The organism is Pseudoalteromonas sp. SCSIO 43201, from assembly GCF_023716725.1.
Lineage (GTDB): Bacteria > Pseudomonadota > Gammaproteobacteria > Enterobacterales > Alteromonadaceae > Pseudoalteromonas > Pseudoalteromonas peptidolytica.
Map to the genome: position 1 here is coordinate 1219354 of NZ_CP072683.1, position 22592 is coordinate 1241945.

The 22592-nt window shown below is 44.2% G+C and carries 15 protein-coding genes; 11 read left to right on the top strand and 4 right to left on the bottom strand.

Features of this window, described 5'->3' with window-relative positions; translation table 11 throughout:
• Positions 1 to 281 precede the first annotated feature (281 nt).
• The gene (ggt, locus tag J8Z24_RS05310; protein WP_147390867.1) at positions 282 to 2024 is read left to right on the top strand and encodes a gamma-glutamyltransferase; all 1743 of its coding nucleotides are present in this window, start codon (positions 282 to 284) and stop codon (positions 2022 to 2024) included.
• 145 nt (positions 2025 to 2169) lie between these two features.
• Here ggt and J8Z24_RS05315 read toward each other — a convergent pair whose 3' ends face one another.
• Together J8Z24_RS05315 and J8Z24_RS05320 are read right to left on the bottom strand one after the other, a co-directional pair.
• A complete protein-coding gene (locus tag J8Z24_RS05315; RefSeq protein ID WP_252095427.1) occupies positions 2170 to 3615 on the bottom strand; it encodes a metallophosphoesterase in 1446 nt (481 codons plus the stop codon).
• 96 nt (positions 3616 to 3711) lie between these two features.
• Positions 3712 to 4602 carry a DMT family transporter gene (locus J8Z24_RS05320; RefSeq protein WP_128731612.1) on the bottom strand — a complete coding sequence of 297 codons (891 nt, stop codon included), beginning with the start codon at positions 4600 to 4602 and terminating at the stop codon, positions 3712 to 3714.
• 178 nt (positions 4603 to 4780) lie between these two features.
• Here J8Z24_RS05320 and J8Z24_RS05325 point away from each other — a divergent pair, with 178 nt between their 5' ends.
• The 7 genes from J8Z24_RS05325 (at position 4781) to J8Z24_RS05355 (ending at position 16694) form a co-directional block, all read left to right on the top strand.
• A complete protein-coding gene (locus tag J8Z24_RS05325) occupies positions 4781 to 5728 on the top strand; it encodes a homoserine O-succinyltransferase (protein WP_252095428.1) in 948 nt (315 codons plus the stop codon).
• Positions 5718 to 6797: a homocysteine S-methyltransferase family protein gene (locus J8Z24_RS05330; RefSeq protein ID WP_217704676.1), complete on the top strand. Its 1080-nt coding sequence runs from the start codon at positions 5718 to 5720 to the stop codon at positions 6795 to 6797. Before J8Z24_RS05325 ends, J8Z24_RS05330 begins: the two co-directional genes overlap by 11 nt.
• Before the next feature lie 9 nt (positions 6798 to 6806).
• The gene (gene metH / locus J8Z24_RS05335) at positions 6807 to 9422 is read left to right on the top strand and encodes a methionine synthase (protein WP_217704675.1); all 2616 of its coding nucleotides are present in this window, start codon (positions 6807 to 6809) and stop codon (positions 9420 to 9422) included.
• Between the two features lie 418 nt (positions 9423 to 9840).
• Positions 9841 to 10725, top strand: a complete 885-nt coding sequence (locus tag J8Z24_RS05340; protein ID WP_176033082.1) for a hypothetical protein — start codon at positions 9841 to 9843, stop codon at positions 10723 to 10725.
• Complete coding sequence (locus J8Z24_RS05345) at positions 10725 to 12593, top strand: tetratricopeptide repeat-containing diguanylate cyclase (protein ID WP_252095430.1); 1869 nt, start codon at positions 10725 to 10727, stop codon at positions 12591 to 12593. Before J8Z24_RS05340 ends, J8Z24_RS05345 begins: the two co-directional genes overlap by 1 nt.
• Positions 12594 to 12677: 84 nt before the next feature.
• The gene (hrpB, locus tag J8Z24_RS05350) at positions 12678 to 15188 is read left to right on the top strand and encodes an ATP-dependent helicase HrpB (protein WP_252095432.1); all 2511 of its coding nucleotides are present in this window, start codon (positions 12678 to 12680) and stop codon (positions 15186 to 15188) included.
• A gap of 384 nt (positions 15189 to 15572) precedes the next feature.
• Positions 15573 to 16694 (top strand): hypothetical protein, encoded by a 1122-nt coding sequence (locus J8Z24_RS05355; protein ID WP_176033079.1) that lies wholly within the window; start codon positions 15573 to 15575, stop codon positions 16692 to 16694.
• Positions 16695 to 16941: 247 nt separating this feature from the next.
• Here J8Z24_RS05355 and J8Z24_RS05360 read toward each other — a convergent pair whose 3' ends face one another.
• Both J8Z24_RS05360 and J8Z24_RS05365 read right to left on the bottom strand, forming a co-directional pair.
• The gene (locus J8Z24_RS05360) at positions 16942 to 17481 is read right to left on the bottom strand and encodes a hypothetical protein (protein ID WP_128732846.1); all 540 of its coding nucleotides are present in this window, start codon (positions 17479 to 17481) and stop codon (positions 16942 to 16944) included.
• A 12-nt stretch (positions 17482 to 17493) separates the two neighbouring features.
• Complete coding sequence (locus tag J8Z24_RS05365) at positions 17494 to 17901, bottom strand: hypothetical protein (RefSeq protein ID WP_125254406.1); 408 nt, start codon at positions 17899 to 17901, stop codon at positions 17494 to 17496.
• Between the two features lie 237 nt (positions 17902 to 18138).
• Between J8Z24_RS05365 and J8Z24_RS05370 the strand changes: the two genes are divergently transcribed.
• The 3 genes from J8Z24_RS05370 to J8Z24_RS05380 are packed head-to-tail and all read left to right on the top strand — an operon-like array spanning position 18139 to position 22558.
• The gene (locus tag J8Z24_RS05370; protein ID WP_252095433.1) at positions 18139 to 19395 is read left to right on the top strand and encodes an efflux RND transporter periplasmic adaptor subunit; all 1257 of its coding nucleotides are present in this window, start codon (positions 18139 to 18141) and stop codon (positions 19393 to 19395) included.
• Between the two features lie 11 nt (positions 19396 to 19406).
• Positions 19407 to 20129, top strand: coding sequence for an ABC transporter ATP-binding protein (locus J8Z24_RS05375; RefSeq protein WP_252095434.1), 723 nt, complete (start codon positions 19407 to 19409; stop codon positions 20127 to 20129).
• Positions 20129 to 22558 carry an ABC transporter permease gene (locus J8Z24_RS05380; RefSeq protein WP_252095623.1) on the top strand — a complete coding sequence of 810 codons (2430 nt, stop codon included), beginning with the start codon at positions 20129 to 20131 and terminating at the stop codon, positions 22556 to 22558. The genes J8Z24_RS05375 and J8Z24_RS05380 overlap by 1 nt, the downstream gene beginning before the upstream one ends.
• Positions 22559 to 22592: the final 34 nt, after the last annotated feature.

Genomic DNA, 22592 nt, shown 5'->3' on the forward strand with positions numbered 1-22592 from the left:
GTCCTTATCGTGAAAGCTGACATAGTCGTATAAAAAATAAACTGCAATATTGAATGTACCTAATGTAAATTTTTTGTCAAATATGTTTTTGGTGTGTTTCCTTTTTAGTTTCTCTAACGCTGTTTAGCTTAAACTCTTGCTGATAAGCCTTTCTCTAGCTACAAATTTAACAACTAGGGTATAGGTGAATTTACATTGTCAGTAGCCCAACGCATTGAGATTGTTTGGTCTTTTTATTCATGCAACACTGCATCATGAGAATAATTGAAAACGGAATGAAGATGCGAAAATTAACAGCACTGGTGTGGTCTTGCTCTGTCTCCTTGTGCGTAGGTGCTGCGCTTGGAAACACGGCGCATGCTGACGAGTCACCCATATTTAGCTCTAAAGCTACGGCGCAACCAATCTGGGCTGAGCATGGTATGGTGTCGAGTCAAGAAGCACTTGCCAGTCAGATAGGTGTAGAGATCCTTAAGCAAGGTGGTAATGCCGTTGATGCAGCTGTTGCGGTTGGGTTTAGTCTGGCGGTAACTTTACCAAGGGCTGGAAACATTGGTGGTGGTGGCTTTATGTTAGTGCATTTAGCAAAAGAAAATAAAACCATCGCTATTGATTATCGCGAAATGGCGCCAAGTAGCGCCCATAAAGGTATTTTTCTTGATGAAAACGGTGAAGTAGACCCTAAACTTAGCCTTCAACATGGCCTTGCTGTGGGTGTCCCAGGTACTGTTATGGGGATGGAGTTAGCACTAAAAAAGTATGGCACCATGACCCTTAGCCAAGTTATGCAACCGGCGATAAAGCTGGCGCGTGATGGCATTAAAGTGACCTCCGATCTAGCCAACTCACTATCTCATAATTACATTAAGCAGCGAATGCTAGATGTACCCGCGTCTAAGGCAATATTTTATAAAGAAGATGGCAGTAGTTACAAACCAAATGAATGGTTGGTACAAACTGATCTTGCTCACTCTTTAACGCTAATCGCAGAAAAGGGCAGTGCGGGTTTTTACCAAGGCGAGACGGCTAAGAAAATCGTTGCGGCAGTAGAGGCGGCTGGTGGCATTATGACACTTGACGATCTAAAAGCATATAAAGCGCTGGAGCGTCAGCCGCTAACAGGGTCATATCGAGGCTACGAAATCATCTCTATGCCGCCGCCTTCATCAGGTGGAGTTCATATCATAGAGATGTTAAATATGTTGGAGCAATACCCAATTGGTGAACTGGGTCATAACAGCGCCGCAACTATCCATTTGATGGCTGAAGTTATGAAGCGTGCCTACGCTGATCGCAGTGAATACTTAGGCGACCCTGATTTTTATGACGTACCAGTTGAGGCGTTAGTTGATAAGCAGTTTGCAAAGCAACGCAGTAAAAAGATACATCCAGATAAGGCAACGCCAAGTAGTGAAATTAAGCCCGGTAAATTGCTACCGTTTGAAAGTAACCAAACCACGCACTATTCCGTCGTTGATAAATGGGGGAATGCAGTTAGTAACACTTATACTCTAAACTTTAGCTACGGCTCGGGTATTGTAGCGGCAGGTACGGGGATTTTACTCAACAACGAAATGGACGACTTCTCGGCCAAACCCGGTAGTCCTAATGGCTTTGGGTTAGTCGGTGGTGAAGCCAACGCTGTTGAAGGTAAGAAACGTCCGCTAAGTTCGATGACCCCGACCATCGTCATGAAAGAGGGTAAACCCTTTTTAGTAACAGGTAGTCCGGGTGGCTCACGAATTATCACCACCACGCTACAGGTCATTATGAATGTTATCGATCATGGCTTGAATATCGCTGAAGCGACCGTGGCTCCGCGTATTCATCATCAATGGTTACCAGATGAAATTCGGATAGAGCGTAGTTTAAATGGTGACACCCGACGCCTACTCGAAAGTAAAGGGCATAGGCTTTCAGAAAAAAACGCCATGGGATCGACCCAGTCAATCATGCTTACCGATAAAGGGCTATTTGGTTCCTCAGATCCAAGACGAGCTGACAGTGCTGCGGTAGGATATTAACTCACTTCTCACCTCAGTCTAGAGTAAATGGAATAGGGGCGTAGTAGCCCCTAGTCTAGCAAATGCCACAAGGTTATAAGTTGAAAGCAAAACCTGCCAATCTATTGTTTATCCAAACCTTAGGTTAGTTAAGAAATATTCGTTTTTATTTTGCTAAGCACACCGCTTTTTTGTCTGAAATTTCACTATCACAAGTTAAAAAGGCTGCACCATTTTCATCCAAAAACTGTCCTTGCCACTTTCCTCCTTTACCAAGTTCAATTGATAAAAAGCCAAATTTGCCTTGTGTATTCACCACCGCATTTTCACCATCCAAGTTGTAATCATATTCACTAAAGGCATTGGTGTTACTTAAACTAACACCACTGTTACCTACGACAATTTGCGGCGGCCTAGCGGTGCTTGTTGCAAAAGTTGAAGACTGATAAATGTGCATATGTCCTGCGAGCGATAATTTTACATGATCGGGCAGTTGGCCAGATTTGGTGCGTTTCAATGCAGTTTGTAGCATTACGTTTAGGGTATCTTTGGTTGTTGGGTTCTCAACGCCCCAAATGGGTCTGTGGCTCATGATCCACATGGGCTTGGTTTTTAGTAATTCACTTCTGACATTTAGTCTTTGATATTGTTGCTGGTAAACTTTAGTTAGCCCATTATCGGCACTGGCATCACACGCATTCGCGCTATCCATTACCCAAATACTGAGCGGCTTTAAATTGATGGTATAGGAGTTTTGCACAATGATATGCGCGCTTGCAGATTTTGGTGGTTGAGTATAATCACCTTGTGCTGGGCATTGTTGTTGGTCTACAGCATCAGGGAGGGCTGCCCCTGGGCCAAAAAAGTAAAACCAGCCAACGCCAGCTCGACTACACAACTCGTGATTTCCCCGTGCAAAAATCCATGGTGCCGTAGCTGAAAGTTGACGCGTCGCAAAAAAGAAGTCGGCTTGCCAATTACTCCATGTGTCTGGCCTGGGGCTATTTAGCGCGTTTTGGCTGTAGTAAGTGTCATTTAAGCCACAGCTTGCACCACCGTAGCCGCCGTCACCTGCGTCATAGGCGTAGGTATCCCCAGAGATTGCGCCGCCAGTACCGCGATAATTGAGATCTCCCATGTGAAGCAGTAGCTGTGGTCGTTGTTGTGCTCCTTGCGCCGTAAGGCTTTTAAACGGCTCAGCAGCGCTGTTGTTTTTACACACTGACGATTTACAGCCGGTATCGCCGAAAACCGCGATTTTCTTAGGGTCAAAGGTGACTGGTGCTAACGAAAATGCGCTATTGGTGACTGTATAGGCAGTGTTTGATCTTAGCTTTGCTTCACATACGGTAACAGGAAAGTGCGCCGGGTTTGGGCGCTTTGCTCTTAATGTCATTGGTGTGACAGCTTTATTTGAGATAAGAGAGGGACATTGGCTGGCGTCGGTTAGTACACCATCGACAATCACTCGAGCATAAATATTGGGGGTTTCAGTAGTTGAGGGCGCAAACATAGTGTAAGCGCCGAGCACTTTGGTATTTGCTTGTTGTACAGCAAGTGTACTACTGCAAGCTATTAAATTGAGCGCAGCAATGGCAATGATAACGCGCATGACTTCATTCCTTTTTTAATGTAGTAGAAGGAAGTTTAATTGATTGTTAATAGTTTGCGAGCCTTCAATGCAAATATCTGTGATCACACCGATACTCTATCCTCTTAGTAGCAAAAATACCCCAACTAACGCAATTAACCCACCACATAGCATTGATTTAGTGATAGTTTCTCTGCGTAAAAGCCCAATCGTCATCACCATAAGCGGTGCCGTTGCAAAGATGGTTTGCGCGATGGCTGGGTCGGTATGATTAACGGATATCAACTGTAGCCATAGGCCGATAAAAGTACCAAAAAACACCGCAACAAACAGCCAGTTTTTGCCTTGAATTTGTTTCAGCGTGAGTGCCTTAAGTAGGCTTTGTGAACGCAGATAGGTGACAATAAAGGCCACAAATAAGGTACCTGAGGCGAGACGGATAAGTGCTGCCCACAAGCTGCTGATGCTTTCGTTAGTTAATGCGCCTTTGGAAAGTACCATACCCGCAGCTTGGCAAACAGCCGCTGTAAGCGCGAAGCAAACGCCAAGTATATAGTGCTTGTTGTCTACTACTGGTTGGCTACGACTTGGTTTGATTGCGAGCATTACGCCTACTGTCGTGATAGCAATGCCAAGCCAAGCTGATGTGCTAAGATAAACACCAAGAATAATAATATTTAAGATCCCAGCAATGGCAGGTGCTAGGCTTTCAATCACCAAAGTGCGTGCAGGGCCAATATTTCTAAGTGCAGCAAAGTAGGCACTGTCACCAATCGCTATGCCCAGTATGCCACTGGCAATCAGCCAGCCCCAACTAGAGAGTAAGGTGGGGTACATGGTATCAGCGGTGACGAGTAAACATAATATCATCAGAGCAGAAGCAATAACGCCTTTGCTGACGTTTAGCTCAAACGGACTGAGGTGATGGCTAAATCGCTTGTATAAAATTGTTGAACCAGCCCATACTCCGGCTGCTGCAATTGCTGCCGCTTCCCCAATGCCAATCATATATACCACGCTGCTTGTGCTTATTAATTTGGTGGCAAGTATACATACATTGAACAAAAAATGGGGAGGGAGCGAGATCAAATCGTTATTATGGGGTTTTGGACGTCCATACATCTAGAGGTTGAAATTTTCCTGTTTTTGTCCATAATAATGCCATTCGATTAGTCTGGAGCAGCGCATGCCAATCACCGTCACCGACGAACTCCCAGCCATTGCCCAACTGCGTCATGAAAATGTTTTTGTGATGCCACAAAGCCGTGCATCAACGCAAGAGATCCGCCCTATGCGACTTGCCATATTAAACTTGATGCCAAATAAAGTGGAAACTGAGGTGCAATTTATTAGGCTATTGGCCAATACGCCTTTGCAAGTGAATGTCGATTTACTACGGCTAGACACTCACCGCAGTTCTGAAAATTCAGAGCAACACCTAGACATGTTTTACCGCTATTTTTCAGATGTAAAAGAGCAAAACTATGATGCCTTGATCGTCACTGGCGCACCACTGGCGCATCTTGAGTATGACGATGTGGTGTATTGGCAAGAGTTACAGGCGTTTTTTGATTGGGCAGAGCACCATGTTACTTCAACGCTCTTCTCTTGCTGGGCAGCGCATGCCGGTTTGTATCACCATTATGGGTTAAAGCGAGTACTCAAAAATGACAAACTGTGCGGCGTATTTAAGCACCACTGTTATTTTGACCATGGGGCGCTGACTCGCGGCTTTGACGATGAATTTTTAGTGCCTCATTCTCGATATGGCCATATTGATGTCGACAAAATTAATACATGTAAAGACCTTGTAATTTTAGCTGGCTCAGAAAAAGTGGGTGCTTACTTAATAAAAAACCATTCTGGCAGTCAAGTCTATATCACAGGTCACCCAGAGTATGATGCTGACACGTTACAAAAAGAATATTTACGTGACTGTGAGAAAATGGCTAATGCACCACTGCCCGAGAACTATTTTCCTGAGAATGACACCACAAAGCGCCCCTCCAAAACATGGCAAAGTCACGCGTTTTTGTTATTCTCAAATTGGTTAAACTACTATGTTTACCAAACCACACCTTATGATATTAACTTAGTTAGCCAAGATGTAAGGACTAACAATTATGCCGAATAATGTAGCCGTAAACGGTGAGCAAATTGCAGCGCAGCTTAAGCAAGCAATGCAGCAACGTATTCTGATCTTAGACGGTGCGATGGGTACAATGATCCAAAAGCACAAATTAGAAGAAGAGGACTATCGTGGTGAACGTTTTAAAGATTGGCATGTCCTTATCAAAGGTAACAACGATCTGCTAAGCTTGACACAACCTGAGATTATCAAGCAGATCCATCGTGATTATCTCGCTGCTGGCGCGGATATCATTGAAACCAATACTTTTAATGCCACCACTATCTCAATGGAAGATTATGATATGGCAAGCCTGAGTCGAGAGATTAATCTCGAATCGGCGAAGCTTGCACGTGCGGTGTGCGATGAATTTACCGCCCAAGACCCCAGCAAGCCTCGCTATGTGGCAGGTGTACTTGGTCCAACATCAAAAACCTGCTCCATTTCTCCTGATGTAAACGACCCTGGTTTTCGCAATATCACTTTCGACAAGTTGGTTGCAGCTTATGTCGAGTCAACGCTTGCCCTTATTGAAGGCGGTGCGCACCTTATTTTGATTGAGACTATTTTTGATACCCTGAATGCCAAAGCCGCGTCTTATGGTGTGGAGGAAGCTTTTGAGCAAGCTGGGGTGAGATTACCTGTGATGATCTCAGGTACTATAACCGACGCGTCAGGGCGTACGCTGTCAGGGCAAACCACAGAGGCGTTTTATAACTCCATTCGCCATATTAAACCCATTTCCATTGGTCTGAATTGTGCGTTAGGCCCAGATTTACTAAGACAATATGTAGAAGAGCTATCACGGGTATGTGAAACGTTTACCTCTGTGCATCCAAACGCTGGGCTTCCCAACGAGTTTGGTGAATATGACTTAGAAGCCGATGACATGGCAAAAGAAATTATCGATTGGGGTAAAGAAGGATTTATCAACATAGTTGGTGGTTGCTGCGGCACCACACCTGAGCATATTAGCGCCTTTGCACGTGGTCTTGCACAAACCCCGCCGCGTAACTTGCCTGACATCGAAGTGCGGATGCGTTTGGCAGGACTTGAAGCCTGTAACTTAAATTAGGAATTCACCATGACACAAACAGCAGTATTTACTAACGTCGGTGAGCGTACCAATGTAACGGGTTCAGCAAGGTTTAAGCGCCTTATTCTAGAAGAGGATTACGAAACTGCATTAGATGTTGCCAGAGAGCAAGTTGAAAATGGTGCTCAGGTAATTGATATCAACATGGATGAAGCCATGTTGGACTCAAAAGCAGCGATGGTAAAGTTTCTCAATCTGATAGCGTCAGAGCCGGATATTTCAAAAGTTCCCATCATGGTTGACTCGTCTAAATGGGAAGTCATTGAAGCGGGCCTGAAATGTATTCAAGGTAAAGCCATCGTAAACTCAATCTCCTTAAAGGAGGGTGAGGCACCATTTATTCATCAAGCTAAAATTATCAAACGTTTTGGTGCAGCCGTGGTAGTTATGGCGTTTGATGAAGTTGGTCAAGCGGAGAGCGCAGATAGAAAGTTTGAGATCTGTCAGCGCTCTTACAAAATCTTGGTTGATGAGCTTGGGTTTCCGCCAGAAGACATCATTTTTGACCCAAATATTTTTGCGGTCGCCACGGGGATTGAAGAGCACGATAATTACGCCGTTGAATTTATCGAGGGCACGCGCAGAATCAAGCAAAACTTACCGCACTGTAAAGTGTCTGGGGGCGTATCGAACGTATCCTTCTCATTCCGCGGTAACAATCCCGTGCGTGAAGCTATCCACTCTGTATTTTTGTACCATGCGATTAAAGCGGGTATGGATATGGGGATTGTTAACGCCGGTCAGCTTGCAGTGTATGACGATATTCCAAAAGAGCTCCGTGATGCCGTTGAGGATGTGATCCTCAATACCGACGCTGGTGCTGGCGAGCGATTAGTTGAGATAGCGCCTAAATATTCAGGTATGGCGCAAGCAGACAAAAAAGAAGATCTAGAGTGGCGCTCTTGGCCAGTTGAAAAACGCTTGGAACACGCGCTAGTTAAAGGGATCACAGAGTTTATTGACGAAGACACCGAAGCCTGTCGTCAGCTGTTTGATAAGCCAATCCAAGTGATTGAAGGGCCTCTGATGGATGGTATGAACGTGGTTGGCGATTTGTTTGGCGCGGGCAAAATGTTTTTGCCACAAGTGGTGAAATCTGCTCGAGTGATGAAGCGCGCGGTGGCCTACCTCGACCCTTACATTGAGGCAGAAAAAGAAGAGGGCTCAAGTAACGGTAAAGTGATCATGGCCACAGTTAAGGGCGATGTACACGACATCGGCAAAAACATCGTGGGCGTGGTACTGCAATGTAATAACTACGAAGTTGTGGACTTAGGGGTGATGGTGCCAGCAGAAAAAATCCTGCAAACGGCCATTGATGAAAATGCTGATGTCATTGGCTTGTCTGGCCTTATTACGCCTTCTCTTGATGAAATGGTGCATGTCGCTAAAGAAATGACACGCCGCGGCTTTGATATTCCATTGCTTATTGGCGGTGCTACCACATCGAAAGCCCATACCGCAGTTAAAATTGAACCTCAGTATGATAAAGGTGTGATTTACGTCAATAACGCCAGTCGCGCGGTTGGTGTGGTATCTAGCCTGCTAAGTAAAACACAAAAGCCCGAATTTTTGGCAAAAACCGCGGATGAATACGTCAAAGTGCGAGAGCAACAAGCGCGTAAAAAGCCACGCTCAAAACCGGTTACCTTAGCGCGAGCTCGGGATAATGCTGCAAAACTTGATTGGCAAAACTATACGCCACCGGTACCAAGTAAGTTGGGGATCACTGAGTTTAAAGATGTGAGCATCAAAACTCTGCGCGATTACATCGACTGGACGCCATTTTTTATGACTTGGTCATTGGCTGGTAAATATCCACGTATTCTGCAAGACGAAGTGGTTGGTGAAGAGGCGCAAAAACTGTTTCATGATGCCAATGCCATGTTAGATCAACTAGAGCGAGATGGTAGTTTGCAGCCACTTGGTGTGATTGGTTTGTTCCCGGCTAACCGCGTGGGTGACGATATTGAGATTTACAAAGATGAGTCACGAAGTGAAGTCTTGGTTACGTCATGTCAGCTGCGCCAGCAAACCGAAAAAACCGATTTTCCTAACTATTGTTTGTCGGATTATATTGCACCTAAAGGCACTCCTGATTATTTCGGTGCATTTGCCGTCACCGGTGGTCTTGAAGAAGATGACTTAGCAGAGGCATTTGATGCTAAGCAAGATGACTACAACAAGATTATGGTTAAGGCAGTTGCAGATCGCTTAGCCGAGGCATTTGCCGAATATCTGCATGAGCAAGTGCGTAAAGTGCACTGGGGGTTTGCTGCGGATGAAGCACTAAGTAATGAAGAGCTTATTCGTGAAAACTATCAAGGGATCCGTCCGGCGCCTGGTTATCCAGCGTGCCCTGAGCACACCGAGAAACAAAAAATTTGGCAACTGTTAGATGTTGAAAACCGTATCGGTATGAAGCTGACTAGTTCATACGCCATGTGGCCGGGAGCTGCGGTGTCGGGTTGGTACTTCTCGCATCCAGATTCTAAGTACTTTGCCGTTGCGACTATTCAAAAAGATCAAGTTGAAGATTATGCGACGCGCCAAGGGATGTCATTAGCGGAAGCTGAGCGCTGGCTCAGCCCAAACCTCGGCTAAGAAACGACATAAACTGGATGATGATATAGCCCTATTTCTATAGGGCTTTTTATTGCGCTAAACAACACATCCTATGACTGATACCAATTAGCCTTAATACTTGTTCAATTTGAAGTCAGAAATCTAGCTGCGTTAAAAATTTCTTATTTAGAATAACTAAATAGTAAGGTTTTACCTTGCCTACAGATGTAGTTACCTCGGCGTGAGCAGGGCGTGAAAGCGATGTGACGGACAAGATTTTCTTGCCTCAAAATAAACCACTTAAATAAAATAATTAACATAGTTCCAAATTCAAACCTTGAGCTAGATAAATTAAGCATCCAAATTTATTAGATAATGTTGTTTTGTGGTTAACAATGGAGACTAAACTAACGTATACTAGATTGAATAACTGTTAATAATAAGGTTTTCATCAACAATGAAAATGAAGTGGGTATGTTGGCTTTTGTTTATTTCGCCCATTAGCTGGGGAAGCAACCAGCTTGTTGTAGACATCATTAGCAGTGAAAATTTCAGTCAACGCTACGAAGACTTTCTTGCGGGTCGTCATGTATTAGATGTTGACACCTTTCATCCCACAACCAAGGGATCTCATATCGAAATCATCGAAATGGTGTTACTGCAACAAGCGCTGTTTCTCGGTGGCGAAACCCGCCAAGTTGTATTCAACCCAAAACCATCTGTCAATATTTTAGAGTTTTCCGATCTGATAGCAGGAGAGAGCTTAATTCTGGCCCGCAGTGTTTGGCATGAAAGTATCGTAGATTATCGAGGCGCATTATTTATTTCTGAGCCTATTGTTGAGGTTGGTGAATATGAGGCGGGTTTGTATGTTACAAAGCGCAATGTCGCGTTGCAACAGACTCCACTGTCCCAATTGAGGCAGCTTGATGTGGTTTCTAACCCGAGATGGGCAGTTGATTGGCGAGCCCTGATGAATACAGATTTACACATGGTGAGTTTTATAGGTCCATGGGAAACTATGTTAGAGATGGTGGAAAGCAATGTGGTTGATACCATGTTGATCAACTTCAGTGTGAGCGATTCTTTGGTGTTAACCTTTGAGGGGAAAGAATATGTTCCTATAGAAGACATTAAAGTTGTATTACCCGATTCTCGCCATTTCGTTGTAAGTAAAAATCACCCAGAAGGTGAGCAAATATTTGCAGCGCTAAATCGTGGTTTACACGTATTAAAGCAAAGGGGGATCATAAAGCGAGCACTTACTGAGTCTGGCTTTATTAACAAAAGGGTTGCGAATTGGCAGGTGGCTAATGCAAAAATGTTAGTTGAGGTAGATTGATGCAATTTTTGCTTATGGTGTTTGGTGTCGTTTTTGCACTTTTGCCGTCCTTTGGTACGTTGGCTTATGAATCTAAAGCACACATGCAGCAGATGTACGATGCTTTGCTACTTTCAGTAGAAGAAGACTATGATTTGTCGCTATTGCCCAGTATTCGTGCCCTCAAAGAGCAAGCACGGGGACAGGGTGATAAAGAATTGCAAATTAAAACCCTACTGCTTGAGGGGAGTGTAGTGCAACACTTTGGTGAGTTTGAAGCTGGGCTGGATCTGCATCAACAAGCTTTGCAACTCGCTGGATCTGAAGCTAACACTATGCTTAAGGCCACGACTTATCTTGCCATTGCACATCTAGATATCGACCTTGAAAGTTTTGATCTTGCACAGCGGTATTTAGACAAAGCGTTACAATTGATAGAAACAATTGACGATAACGCGCAGATACATGCTGAGATTATGCTCTGGCAAGCACGCCTATATATGGATAAAGGCGCATATCGATTGGCACTTAAAACCGCAGCCACGCCGTTAGCTTCCTCTGTTCGTCAAGAAACTATCGCACAGTTAAGCTTAACGCGTTCATGGGCGTATTTGCAGCTCGGTAAGTACCCACAAGCAAGAGCAATTATCCAAAAGTTGGATGAGCAAAACTACCTGATGAAGAATCAGCGGATGCGCATTATGGCTGCGGTGCAGCGAGCGCGGATCGCGTTACAAGCCGGTGAATATAAAGATGCGATAACACTTGCTCAACAGGGATTAGAAATCACATTAGGTACGCGATTTTTGCTGTTTCAGTCTCAGCTTCAATGGACATTAGCGGCAGCGTATGCCCAGCGAGGTAACTATCAACAGGCGCATCGATACCTAAAGCGATATACTGTGACTGAAAAGTCGTTAAATTTGCAAAAGCGTAATAGCAAACTTTTGAAACTCGAAGCGCAGTATTCGCTTGCGCAGCAACAACAAGCGCTTGATGCACTTGAGCGTGATAATGCTCAGCAGGCAAAGCTTATTATTGCTCACCAACAGCAGATTGAGAATGCAAGGCTCAATCAGCAGCGTTGGCTGTTAATTGCACTACTTACCTTTACGCTTATCACAGTGATTTATTGGCGCTGGCAAAATAGGCAGTACACCAAACGACTTGAAAGCCAAGTCACAGCACGAACAGAAGAGCTTGCTGAGCGCAACAAACGCCTGCAAACCTTGAGCTTTACAGACAGCCTGACAGGCCTTAATAATCGCCATCATTTTTTTAGTGTTATTGACAGTAAAATTGAAGCATGCCGTCAAGTTTGGCACGGTGCGCCACCAAAAGGCAATGCAGATCTTATTTTTGTGATTGTAGATATTGATCACTTTAAGGGGATCAATGACACTTTTGGTCATGCCGCTGGTGATATAGTTTTACAAGATTTTTCTGAAATTTTAAAGCAGTGCACCCGTGAGTCAGACACGATAGTTCGCTGGGGTGGAGAAGAGTTTTTGTTGATGATGCCTGATTTAGACTATGTGGCAGCACAGGAAGTGATGGAGCGGATCAGGCGGCAAGTGGAAATTTACCCTTTTATCGTCAATGACCAAGTTATCAATTGTACTTGCTCAATCGGCTTCGCTCCTTTTCCTTTTTACCCTAGTGAGCCTGAAAAGCTTGGCTGGGAGCACGTACTAGAATTGGCTGATGGTGGGTTATATCTTGCAAAAGCATCGCGCAGAAACGCGTGGGTCGGTGTTTTAGCAGGAGAGGGTGAGGAGCTTAGCGGCAGCAGTCCACTTGCACATAACCTACAGACGTATTTACAAACAGGGAGACTGAGCACGCTCTCAAATCTTGCTGATCTTATCTATTCTCGAAAAGCGGGGTAACAAGCTGTGCAGGCAATAGCATACATTATGGCGCCATTTAAGTGTATTATGTAGGGTAAAACAACCTAAAAAGTACGACCCGTTTTGTTACCCATAGAAGCTGTTATTCCCGATATTATTTCAACACTTGCCTCAGATAGTCGTTTGGTATTACAAGCGGAGCCGGGTGCAGGTAAATCTACCTTAGTACCGCTGCGATTATTACAGGCAGGCTTATTCGGTGATAAAAAAATTATCATGCTAGAGCCACGTCGAGTTGCAGCTAAATCTATTGCGCATTATTTAGCAAAGCAGCTAGGAGAAACCGTTGGTGAGCGGGTGGGTTACCAAATTCGCAACGAAAAACGCCTGTCGGCTAAAACACGGTTAGAGATAGTCACTGAAGGGGTATTAACACGCCGTTTGCAAGCGGATCCTGAGCTGGTGGATGTTGGCTTGATTATTTTTGATGAATTTCATGAGCGCTCTATTCATGCTGACTTAGCGTTGATGCTGGCATATGAAGTACAACAAGCTTACAGAGATGACCTAAAGCTGCTAGTCATGTCGGCAACCATAGATACCGCACTGTTATCTCGCTATCTCGATGATGCCCCGATACTGACGTGTCCAGGAAAAACTTACCCCGTTGACGTCGCCTATTTTGGTAAACCGTCGCAGTATTTGTCTGATCATGTTCTGCGTGCATTGCAACAGGTACTTAGGGTGCAAGAGAGTGGCGATATTTTGGTGTTTCTCCCAGGTCAAGGAGAGATAGTACGCTGTATAGAAGCCTGCAAAGCCACACTTGGAGAGGACATTATATGCTTGCCGCTATACGGTGGTTTACCATTGGCAGAGCAAGAAAAAGTATTGAGCAAACAAAGTGCCGCGGTGAGACGCGTAATTTTTGCCACAAATATTGCTGAAACCAGTCTGACCATAGAAGGGATCACGGGTGTGATTGACTCAGGACTTGAAAAGCGTCTGACTTATGATGTGAAAAGTGGCCTCTCTCGGTTGGATACGGTAATGATATCTAAAGCTTCTGCCACTCAGAGGGCAGGACGAGCAGGACGTTTACAGCCAGGGTACTGTTTACGTTTATGGCAAGAAAGTGCGCACAATACCTTGAGTGACTTTCAGCCAGAAGAGATAACGACCACCGATCTTTGCTCGCTAGCGTTGGAGTTAAGTGCTTGGGGTATAACGCAATACCAAGATGCTAATTGGCTAAGTGCACCGCCAGAACGACACTTTACGGTTGCCCGTCAACTTAATCACGCGCTAAACCTCGTTGATGAACAAAATAAAATTTTAACCGCTGGGCAAATGGCATTGGCGCTGGGGGTTGCGCCAAGGTTGGCAAGCATGCTATTGCATAGTAGCACATTACAAGAACAGCAAATTGCTTGCTTGTTAGCAGCGATGTTAAGTGAACGAGATATTCAAATACAAGCCAAAAACAGTGATATTACTCGGCGATTGTTGGCATTAGTTGAGTATAGTAAAGACAAAAAGACCGCCACTAGTGCCTACCGCCTGCATCGTGCGACCACTGAAGTTGTACTTACTTTAGCCAAGTCTTTTGCTAAAAAGTTGGGTATTGTGTTAAACATCGAACGCCTCTCACTTACCGATATACATAACCATACTGCTAGTTTGCTACTGCATGCCTTTGTTGACCGCGCTGCGCAAAAGCGTGCTCACGGTGACAATCGTTATTTACTTGCCAATGGTAGAGGCGTAACGCTACGCGAAGCAGATACGCTGCAAGGTGAGGAATATTTAGTGGTATGTGATGTGGATGGGAAAAACAAAGATGGCCTAGTATATCTGGCTTGTGCGGTGAGCCAGAGCCTACTCCTTGAACAGTTAGCCTCGCAGTTAAGCGAGGAAACCCATTATCAGCTAGACAATAAAAAAGAAGCGATACTTGGGCGTCGCCGTCTATGTTACCAGGCACTTATCTTAAAAGAACAAAACCTAAGTCAGATCCCTGCTTGTGAATTTGAGTCATGTGTGAAGGATATTTTAACTTCACAAGGACTTGGGCTATTAAACTGGTCCGCAAAAAGTCAAGCTTGGCTTGCACGAGCGAAATGGCTTGGCGAACACGTGGATGAATTTCCGTGTATCTCAGAAGCCCATTTAATCGCGCAGTTAGATACGTGGTTGCTGCCTTATCTCAGCGGTGTGAGTACTATTAAGCAATTAAAACAATTGGACATCTTTAATTTGCTACAGGCAACACTGACGTGGGATCAACAGCAACAATTAGCGTCACAGGCTCCCGAATTTTATATTACACCCAGTGAAAAACGTGTCTTGATCCGCTACGACGAGCATCAAGGTCCGACGGTGTCCGTGGTGCTGCAAGAAATGTTTGGACAGCTAGAGTCACCCATGTTGGCTGGTGGTAAGGTTGCGGTACGCTTCGAATTATTGTCGCCAGCCAAAAGGCCTATTCAAACTACCAGTGACTTAGGAAATTTTTGGCGCACCTCTTACTTTGATGTAGCTAAAGAGATGCGTGGCCGATACCCCAAGCACCGTTGGCCAGATAAGCCGCTAGAAGAAAAGCCTGGTCGCTCGATAAAACCTAAATCTCATTAATTGACGAAAGGCGAGTGGTAGGAAAAACTCCATCTTGTTCTTGTCTGCACAAATTAATGCTGTAAAGAGGCTTATATCTAGCTTTTATGCAGAAGTATTAGACATGATTGAAAATGGCCTGCTTTGTATTTAGGTCTATCGGAAAACTTCGCTCGCAACAAACGCGGTTACTCGTTAAGCTTGATGTAATACCAATTTGATTTAATACTTGCTCAATTTGAAGGAGTCAATCTGACGCTAACAGCGTTAAAAATTTCTCATTTAGAACAACTAAATAACAAAATTTTTGCCTAGTTATCGACAAGATTTTCTCGCCTCAAAATAGACCACTTAATTAAGAAAATTGGTATAAAACGCGTGGCTATAGTTGAGGGGGAGAAATAGATGCAAATAAAAAGCAGGCAGCTAGTTATTTTTTTATTGTTAATAATGCTGGTGTTGGCCAGTTGGCTGCCGCCATTTAACGCTGCGATGATGGCGTTTATTGACGAAGCGTTACTTCAGTCTTCATTGGTCTATGCTTCTGCTCGTACCGTGAATGGTGCGATTTCTTTGCTGCAATCGGCAGAACTCGGCATAGGCGTAGCGAGTATTCAGCCAGCTCAGTTGCTCGATCCTATCAATGACTTAGCAGAATACATATCTAATGTAATGCAGCTGGCGATAGGCTCACTGTTTATTCAACGAATTCTATACTCTATTTCAACCCATGTTATGTTTAGTATCGCGTTTACGGTAACCGTGGTTGGTTACATAGTGTGCTCGTACATGGGGCTTTGGCAACATGTGCGAACTAAAATACTAGCGACTATGATATTGATCCGGTTTTTAGTACCTTTCGTTATTTTATCGACAGGCGTCACCAGTCAGTTGTTGTTAGATAATGAAATAGATAAACAAAACCAAGTTGTCTCTAGTAGTGTTGATGTATTTCAATCACAGGCGACGCAGACCAGCAGCCAAAGTGCTAGGTTAAAGTCCAAGGTCACTGAGCAAAAACAAACACATCGTGGGCATATTGAACAACTAACCAATCAACAAGTTCAGCTGCACGGTGAAGCGACTGAGCTCAGCGCACAACTTCAAGCACTATCAAAAGACATTGAAGCGGCGCAAGCTAATCGCAGTTTGTCACAGTGGCTAACATTTACTAAAAGTGAAGAAGCTAAGCCACTTATAGAGAAGCAGCAACAACTAGACAGTAAAAAGGCAAAGCTAGATAACCAAATCGCACTCATTAATAGAGAGAAAGACCAACATCAACAAGCTATTAATGAATTAAATGAGCAGCTTCAAGGTGATACAGAAGGCACACTCAGTCGAGCAATTAAAGCGGTATCTGGTGGAATTACTGATATGCTTAATGCCGCAGAGTCTTTATTTATTGATTTTTTGAATGTGGTTTCGCTACTAATATTAAAATTAGTACTCATGCCACTGTTATTTTTCTATTTAGCGAGTAAAGCCTTTAAGGGAATTTGGCGATATCATCACACTGCTTCATGAGCATAATACCAATTTGACTTAATACTTGCTCAATTTGAAGGAGTAAATCTGACGCTAACAGCGTTAAAAATTTCTCATTTAGAACAACTAAATAGCAAAATTTTTGCCTCGTTATCGACAAGATTTTCTCGCCTCAAAATAGACCACTTAATTAAGCGAATTGGTATAATGTAAGCTTTGCTTAAAGATCAGAACGCAGTAACGTAAAGGGTATCAAAAAGCTGAGTAGTAGGCTCAGCTTTTGGGTTTAGTTGATGTTTTGCTCTAAGAACACCGACTTTTCTATTTGTTCAAAGATACCCTGATAATAATTAGGGTCGACTATCATTTGCGACTCGACGATTTCACCATCGCTATTTAGGCGTTTAGCCACCGCATTAATCCTAAGTCGACTACCGCTTTTTATTGGGGCAACATTGGCAGAGACATCAACAGTAAGTATATCATCCATGTTGTTGTCACCAAATATCCAGTTTAAGCCGAGGGTGAAATAGGTTGCCAGTGCTTTGGTGACCGCTTCGGTGGTATTGGTTTGGGTGGTGGAGTAATTTGCTATTAGCACACCTGAAGATGAGTCTGACGCACTGATAGTAAACTCTCTATCCAGCAGTGCGTTGACAAGTGCACGGTAAACCAAAATAGACTCTGCATCGCTATATTCTTTGGTTTGTAAGCTACGCACTTCCATCGTTGACATTTGTGGCGCGGAACTTTTACATCCACTCAGCATAAGCAGTGTTGTCGCAAGTACGACACCTTTAACGGTTGCTGTTACTAGGGCGTTCATTGATTATTGCTCCTAGAACGAACTGGTATGATACGCTACTTTTTCGACTGTATCTCTCTTATCAAACTTGATGACAACCGTGAGCGTCTTAGTACTAACCTTACTTTTGTCATAGCCCGTTGACACTATGCCACCGCCATTCCCTGAAAAGTAGCCCAATGTTCCCGAGTTCGTTTGAAACACTTGCTCTTTGGTAAATTTGTCATAGATCCACACTTCTTTGCCATCAGGATCGGTCTTGACAATATTAGGGCTGCCTAATGCAATAGCGACGTCACTGGCCGGAAGGCCATTTTTGATTTCTTTTTGAACCACACCAACAGTCAGGTTTTTATCTGCGGGTGTGTCGTTATGTGGAGTTGAATTACAGCCTGAAAGCGCCAGTACTGCACTAACAGAGCAGATGAGTAAGCGGTGCATTTTATTACTTTCCTTCGTTAATGTATCAGGGACTAACTTAGCTCAAAAAATTAGCAACTGCAATCACAAACTACAGACTTTGGCGACGCGCACTACATGCTTGTCCCAGCGCTGTTGAATATTGTCCCATTATTGGGAGAGTAAACGAAAAGGAGACTGTTAAATTGACTATATATCAACAGGTTACTTTTGGCATGGTGTTCGCTTTATGAAATCAAAAAACAGTGCGATAACACTATGGACATTAAAATCAGCCGCAATAAATCCTCTCGTCAGTCACCCATTTGGCGGTGGCTAGGTATAACGCTTAGTGTGTTTGTGGCACTGAGTTTTTTGCTATCTCAAGAGCATAATCAGCTTGATGCGAATACGATTACCTTTGCACCAATTCAAAAAAGCTCGATACAGTATAGCGTTTCTGGGTATGGAAAATTACGTTCGAAACTTAGCCGAGAAATCACCACAACATTTTCCGCTCAAGTAAGCACGGTCGAGTATCTTGCAGGCACAAAAGTGGAGCCAGATACCGTTATTATGCGCTTGATTAATCCTGAGCTGACGCAAAGATTGCAGCGTGAACGGTTAACACTTGCTAGGCAACGCGCCAGTGTTGACGCATTGAAGCTCAGTCAGCAAAGTGAATTACTTACCTTGCAAGGGCAAATAGCACTGCTCCATAGTGAGTGTGAGAGTGCCAAACTCCGAGAGCAAGCTGAGCGACTGTTAGTGAAACAAGGCATTGTTTCAGAACTTGATCATAAGCGCTCCGTCCTGACTCTTGAACAGCTAAAAACCCGCGTTTTACTCAGTGAGCAACAACTTACACAAATGCAAGCACTACATATTAGAAGTATTGAGATTGAGCGGGAGTTGCTAAAAGAATATGAACTGAGCCATGACATAGCAAAACAAGCAGTGGAACAACTGAACGTCAAAGCTGGGATCGCAGGGATGTTGCAAGCTGTGAATGTGAGTCAAGGGCAAGCAATTACACCGGGGCAAACTCTTGCGGTGGTGGGCAGTGAACGTCTGCTGGTGGCAGATTTGTTAGTACCTGAACGAGAGGCAAGTGAGGTAGTGATAGGGCAGCCGGCGATGATCAATACCTTTGTCGGTAAAGTTGCTGCAACGGTGAGTCGTGTTGTACCGGTTGTTCAAGATGGTCGTATCGCCATTGAGCTGGCGTTAACGGGGACCCTGCCAAGTAACGCGCGTCCGGCGCTGACCATCGAGGGTAAAATCTTTACTGCAAGGATACAGGACGCGCTCTCAATCCCCCAATTACCGTGGCTGTCTCCACAATCCAATAGCGACTTATTTGTTTTAGATAAACAAGAAAATGTACTCATCAAAAAAAGTTTCAAGTTTGGTAAACTAGCCGGCAATGCCATTGAAATACTTGAAGGCGGCTCAGCCGGTGAGCAAGTGGTGATGTCAGATATGTCAGCTCATCAACACTTAAAAAAAATAACAATTACATCACTCAATCGGTAAAGGAAAAGCAAATGGATAATACAATTTTGGCATTGCACCAAGTAAGCAAGGTTTACTACGGTCAGGATGTAGAAACCCATGCGATTAGTAACATCAGTCTAAACATCAAAGCAGGTGATTATCTCGCAATTACAGGGCCATCCGGCTCGGGTAAGTCGACGTTACTCAGTGTTTTAGGGCTACTAGAGGAGATCACCTCAGGCAGCTATTGCATTCAAGGTGTTGAAACCAGTTCACTCGATGCAGATACTCAGGCAGAACTGAGGAATTTACATATTGGTTTCGTATTTCAATCATTTAATCTGCTCGATGGGTTAACCGTATTTGACAATGTTGCGTTACCGCTACACTACCGAGAGCCAATTCTCACAGCTCAAGAAATCGAACAGCGCGTGATACGAGCGTTAACGCAAGTAGAGATGTCCCACCGAGCCAATCACAAACCGAGTCAATTATCAGGAGGTCAGCAACAGCGCGTAGCTATTGCCAGAGCGCTTGCGGGCGAGCCAAGTATTTTGCTGGTGGATGAACCCACAGGTAACTTAGATTCTAAGAATGGTGATGCGGTGATGGCCTTGCTGAACAGCCTCAATGAACAAGGTGTTACCATTTGTATGGTTACTCATGACACCCGCTATGCAGGCTACGCAAAACAGCAAATTCAACTGCTGGATGGAGTATTGGTGTCAAAAAGCAAAGTGTCTCACTCAGCTCATTTATCGGAGGTTATGTGATGACTTTGATGCAGCTCCAACGGCAAACCACACTGGCCATCAAAAGCTTACTTCAAGTGCCTAGTTTCTGTATTACATTAGTGTTGACCTTGGCGCTGACACTAAGCTGTTTTTTTGTTGCACTGAGCCTGTTTAGCGGCTTTTTTATTAAACCTCTTGATATAGAGAGTGAGTCACGCTTTGTGGTCATTGAGCAAAGCAATATCTATCAAGATCGGGTATTTGAAGGCATGCAAAGTGTTCAAAACATGCTTAATTGGCGACAAACCGAGGCGCTTTATCAAAAGCGTGCTTTGATCAGTAGTTTTTCGGATGTCGTCGAAAACTTACCAGGCTCACCTAAACTGACGCTGAGTTTTGTAAGTGATGACTACTTCACTATGATGAAAATGCCACTTGCGCTGGGTCGATACTTGACTACGACTGAAGATATTAATCAGAAAAACCCTGAAGTGATTATTTCCTATCCATTGTGGCAAAAATATTTCAATGGTGAAGCTCGCGTGCTGGGCGCGAGCTTACGGATTATTGATAAGCTATATACCGTGGTCGGTGTCGCTGCTCAGGCCTATTCAGACCCTTATTTTTTAAACCAAGGTAAGGGAGAGCTATGGTTAAGCTTCTCAGAGAATGAACGATTTTTTGGTACCAAGCGTGGTGAATATCATCCATGGACAAGTAGGCAGGAAAATCTCAAGTTATTGGCGATACTTACCGAGCAAGGCACACACAGCACTTTAGCGCAGCAGCTTTATCAAAACAGTCTCAGGCATCGAGGAGAATGGCAATCAGCAGAGCAAGAATTACAGGATATTAAACCTATCATACGTCTATACCGGGATGTAGAAGTAGCAGGCCATGATACCTTGGCTATTGTTGTGCTACTCAGTGTGATGTGTTTGGTGCTCATTGCCATTTTTAATGTAAGTAACTTATTCATCTCTCGCGCTCACACGCTTCAACAACAGCTTGTGCTGCAGGCAATGCTTGGTGCAAAGCGTGGTGTATTGTTTCGTGGCATTTTCCTCGAAGCGTTATTGCTAGTTGCAAGTGCCGTGGTGGTTGGGCTATTTTTTGCGGCGTGGCAACTGCGGCTAGTACAATCCCTGACTCACAGTTACTTACCGCTTATTGATACACTCTCTCTGGACTCTACTGTGTTGCTTAGCGCAGTTTTGATAGTGCTGTTGTTGGCGTTATTGTTTGCTTTTGTAACGTCGCGTATGGTTAATTTTAATCAACTCAGTCAAAGCATACGTACTTCGGGCAAAGGGAGTGTGAAAGCGCTCAGCATGCAGATGACCAAAACACTGGTTGCGGTTCAGCTATTTTTCACCACCGTGCTGGTGCTTGGTGCAACGCTTGTGCTGAGCAAAAGTGCGGATACACTGTTGCGACCCCTTGGAACTCAGGTAGATAATATATACAGTGTGATGCTACATATACCAAATGACTCGACGCCATTTCCCAAGCGCTACACACACATTGAAGACTTTAAACAGGCACTCAGAAAAATACCCGGTGTGGTGGGGGTAGCACATGGTGAAAGCCCATTACAAAACGACTTAGCGGTGGTTGCGATGCGGGATCTGGCTGGTGAATGGATGCCAAGTATGATCCGAGCAAATGTAGGTCCAGATTATTTTGCATTAACAGGGCTTTCGCTGATTGCTGGGCGCACATTTAGTGAAGCGGCGATTAGGGGGGACAAAGAAGAAGTCATTGTATCAGAAGCAGCCGCACATGCGCTAAAGCCGGGGGGCAATGTTCTCGGAGATACATTCTTTATATTTAACCCCGATGTCCCAGCTGAAGTGGTCGGGATCTCACAAAATTTCAACCATCCAAAACGTTATACCGAGCTTCAAGGCAAGACGGCTTGGTTGCCTGCGCTACCTTTTGGTTACCCATTTATTATTGAAATGGAACCTGATGTAACACTGACGCGTGCTCAAGTTCAATCGGCTATTCAATCCGTAGCAGGTCAGGCTGGTATATGGCGGTTTTTAGACCTAACACAAACATATCATAAGCTTACATATTTAGAACGTCTCACTTTGTTGTTAAGCTTTGGGCTATGTGGCTTTAGCTTATTGTTATGCGGTGTAGGTATATACGGCGTGCTCAGCTATAGCTTTGAGCAACGACGATATGAGTTTGGTATGCGCATGGCGCTGGGTGCGAAAAAACATCGTTTATATCGCTTGTTAATATCAGACACGCTGATACCCGTTTGTGCGGCAATTTTTGTCGCTGTGACAGCCGTAGTTGGGCTGTACTTGAGCGCGCCATCATCTGAGTGGCTTTTAGTCAAGCCAAGCTGGTTTTTGGTAGTGCTGATGACACTACTTACTTTTGCACTTTTCTGTGCAGTATATCCGATGAGACAACTCATCAATTCCGCTCCAATGAGCGCAATAAGGCAATAAAAGTGTGGGTAAGAACCTAATACCAATTTGAAGG

Excerpts from the sequence above, each read along its gene's own strand:
- ggt (WP_147390867.1), top strand. The coding sequence starts at position 282 with ATGCGAAAATTAACAGCACTGGTGTGGTCTTGCTCTGTCTCCTTGTGC.
- J8Z24_RS05315 (WP_252095427.1), bottom strand. The coding sequence starts at position 3,615 with ATGCGCGTTATCATTGCCATTGCTGCGCTCAATTTAATAGCTTGCAGT.
- J8Z24_RS05320 (WP_128731612.1), bottom strand. The coding sequence starts at position 4,602 with ATGATTGGCATTGGGGAAGCGGCAGCAATTGCAGCAGCCGGAGTATGG.
- J8Z24_RS05325 (WP_252095428.1), top strand. The coding sequence starts at position 4,781 with ATGCCAATCACCGTCACCGACGAACTCCCAGCCATTGCCCAACTGCGT.
- J8Z24_RS05330 (WP_217704676.1), top strand. The coding sequence starts at position 5,718 with ATGCCGAATAATGTAGCCGTAAACGGTGAGCAAATTGCAGCGCAGCTT.
- metH (WP_217704675.1), top strand. The coding sequence starts at position 6,807 with ATGACACAAACAGCAGTATTTACTAACGTCGGTGAGCGTACCAATGTA.
- J8Z24_RS05340 (WP_176033082.1), top strand. The coding sequence starts at position 9,841 with ATGAAAATGAAGTGGGTATGTTGGCTTTTGTTTATTTCGCCCATTAGC.
- J8Z24_RS05345 (WP_252095430.1), top strand. The coding sequence starts at position 10,725 with ATGCAATTTTTGCTTATGGTGTTTGGTGTCGTTTTTGCACTTTTGCCG.
- J8Z24_RS05355 (WP_176033079.1), top strand. The coding sequence starts at position 15,573 with ATGCAAATAAAAAGCAGGCAGCTAGTTATTTTTTTATTGTTAATAATG.
- J8Z24_RS05360 (WP_128732846.1), bottom strand. The coding sequence starts at position 17,481 with ATGAACGCCCTAGTAACAGCAACCGTTAAAGGTGTCGTACTTGCGACA.
- J8Z24_RS05365 (WP_125254406.1), bottom strand. The coding sequence starts at position 17,901 with ATGCACCGCTTACTCATCTGCTCTGTTAGTGCAGTACTGGCGCTTTCA.
- J8Z24_RS05370 (WP_252095433.1), top strand. The coding sequence starts at position 18,139 with ATGGACATTAAAATCAGCCGCAATAAATCCTCTCGTCAGTCACCCATT.
- J8Z24_RS05375 (WP_252095434.1), top strand. The coding sequence starts at position 19,407 with ATGGATAATACAATTTTGGCATTGCACCAAGTAAGCAAGGTTTACTAC.
- J8Z24_RS05380 (WP_252095623.1), top strand. The coding sequence starts at position 20,129 with ATGACTTTGATGCAGCTCCAACGGCAAACCACACTGGCCATCAAAAGC.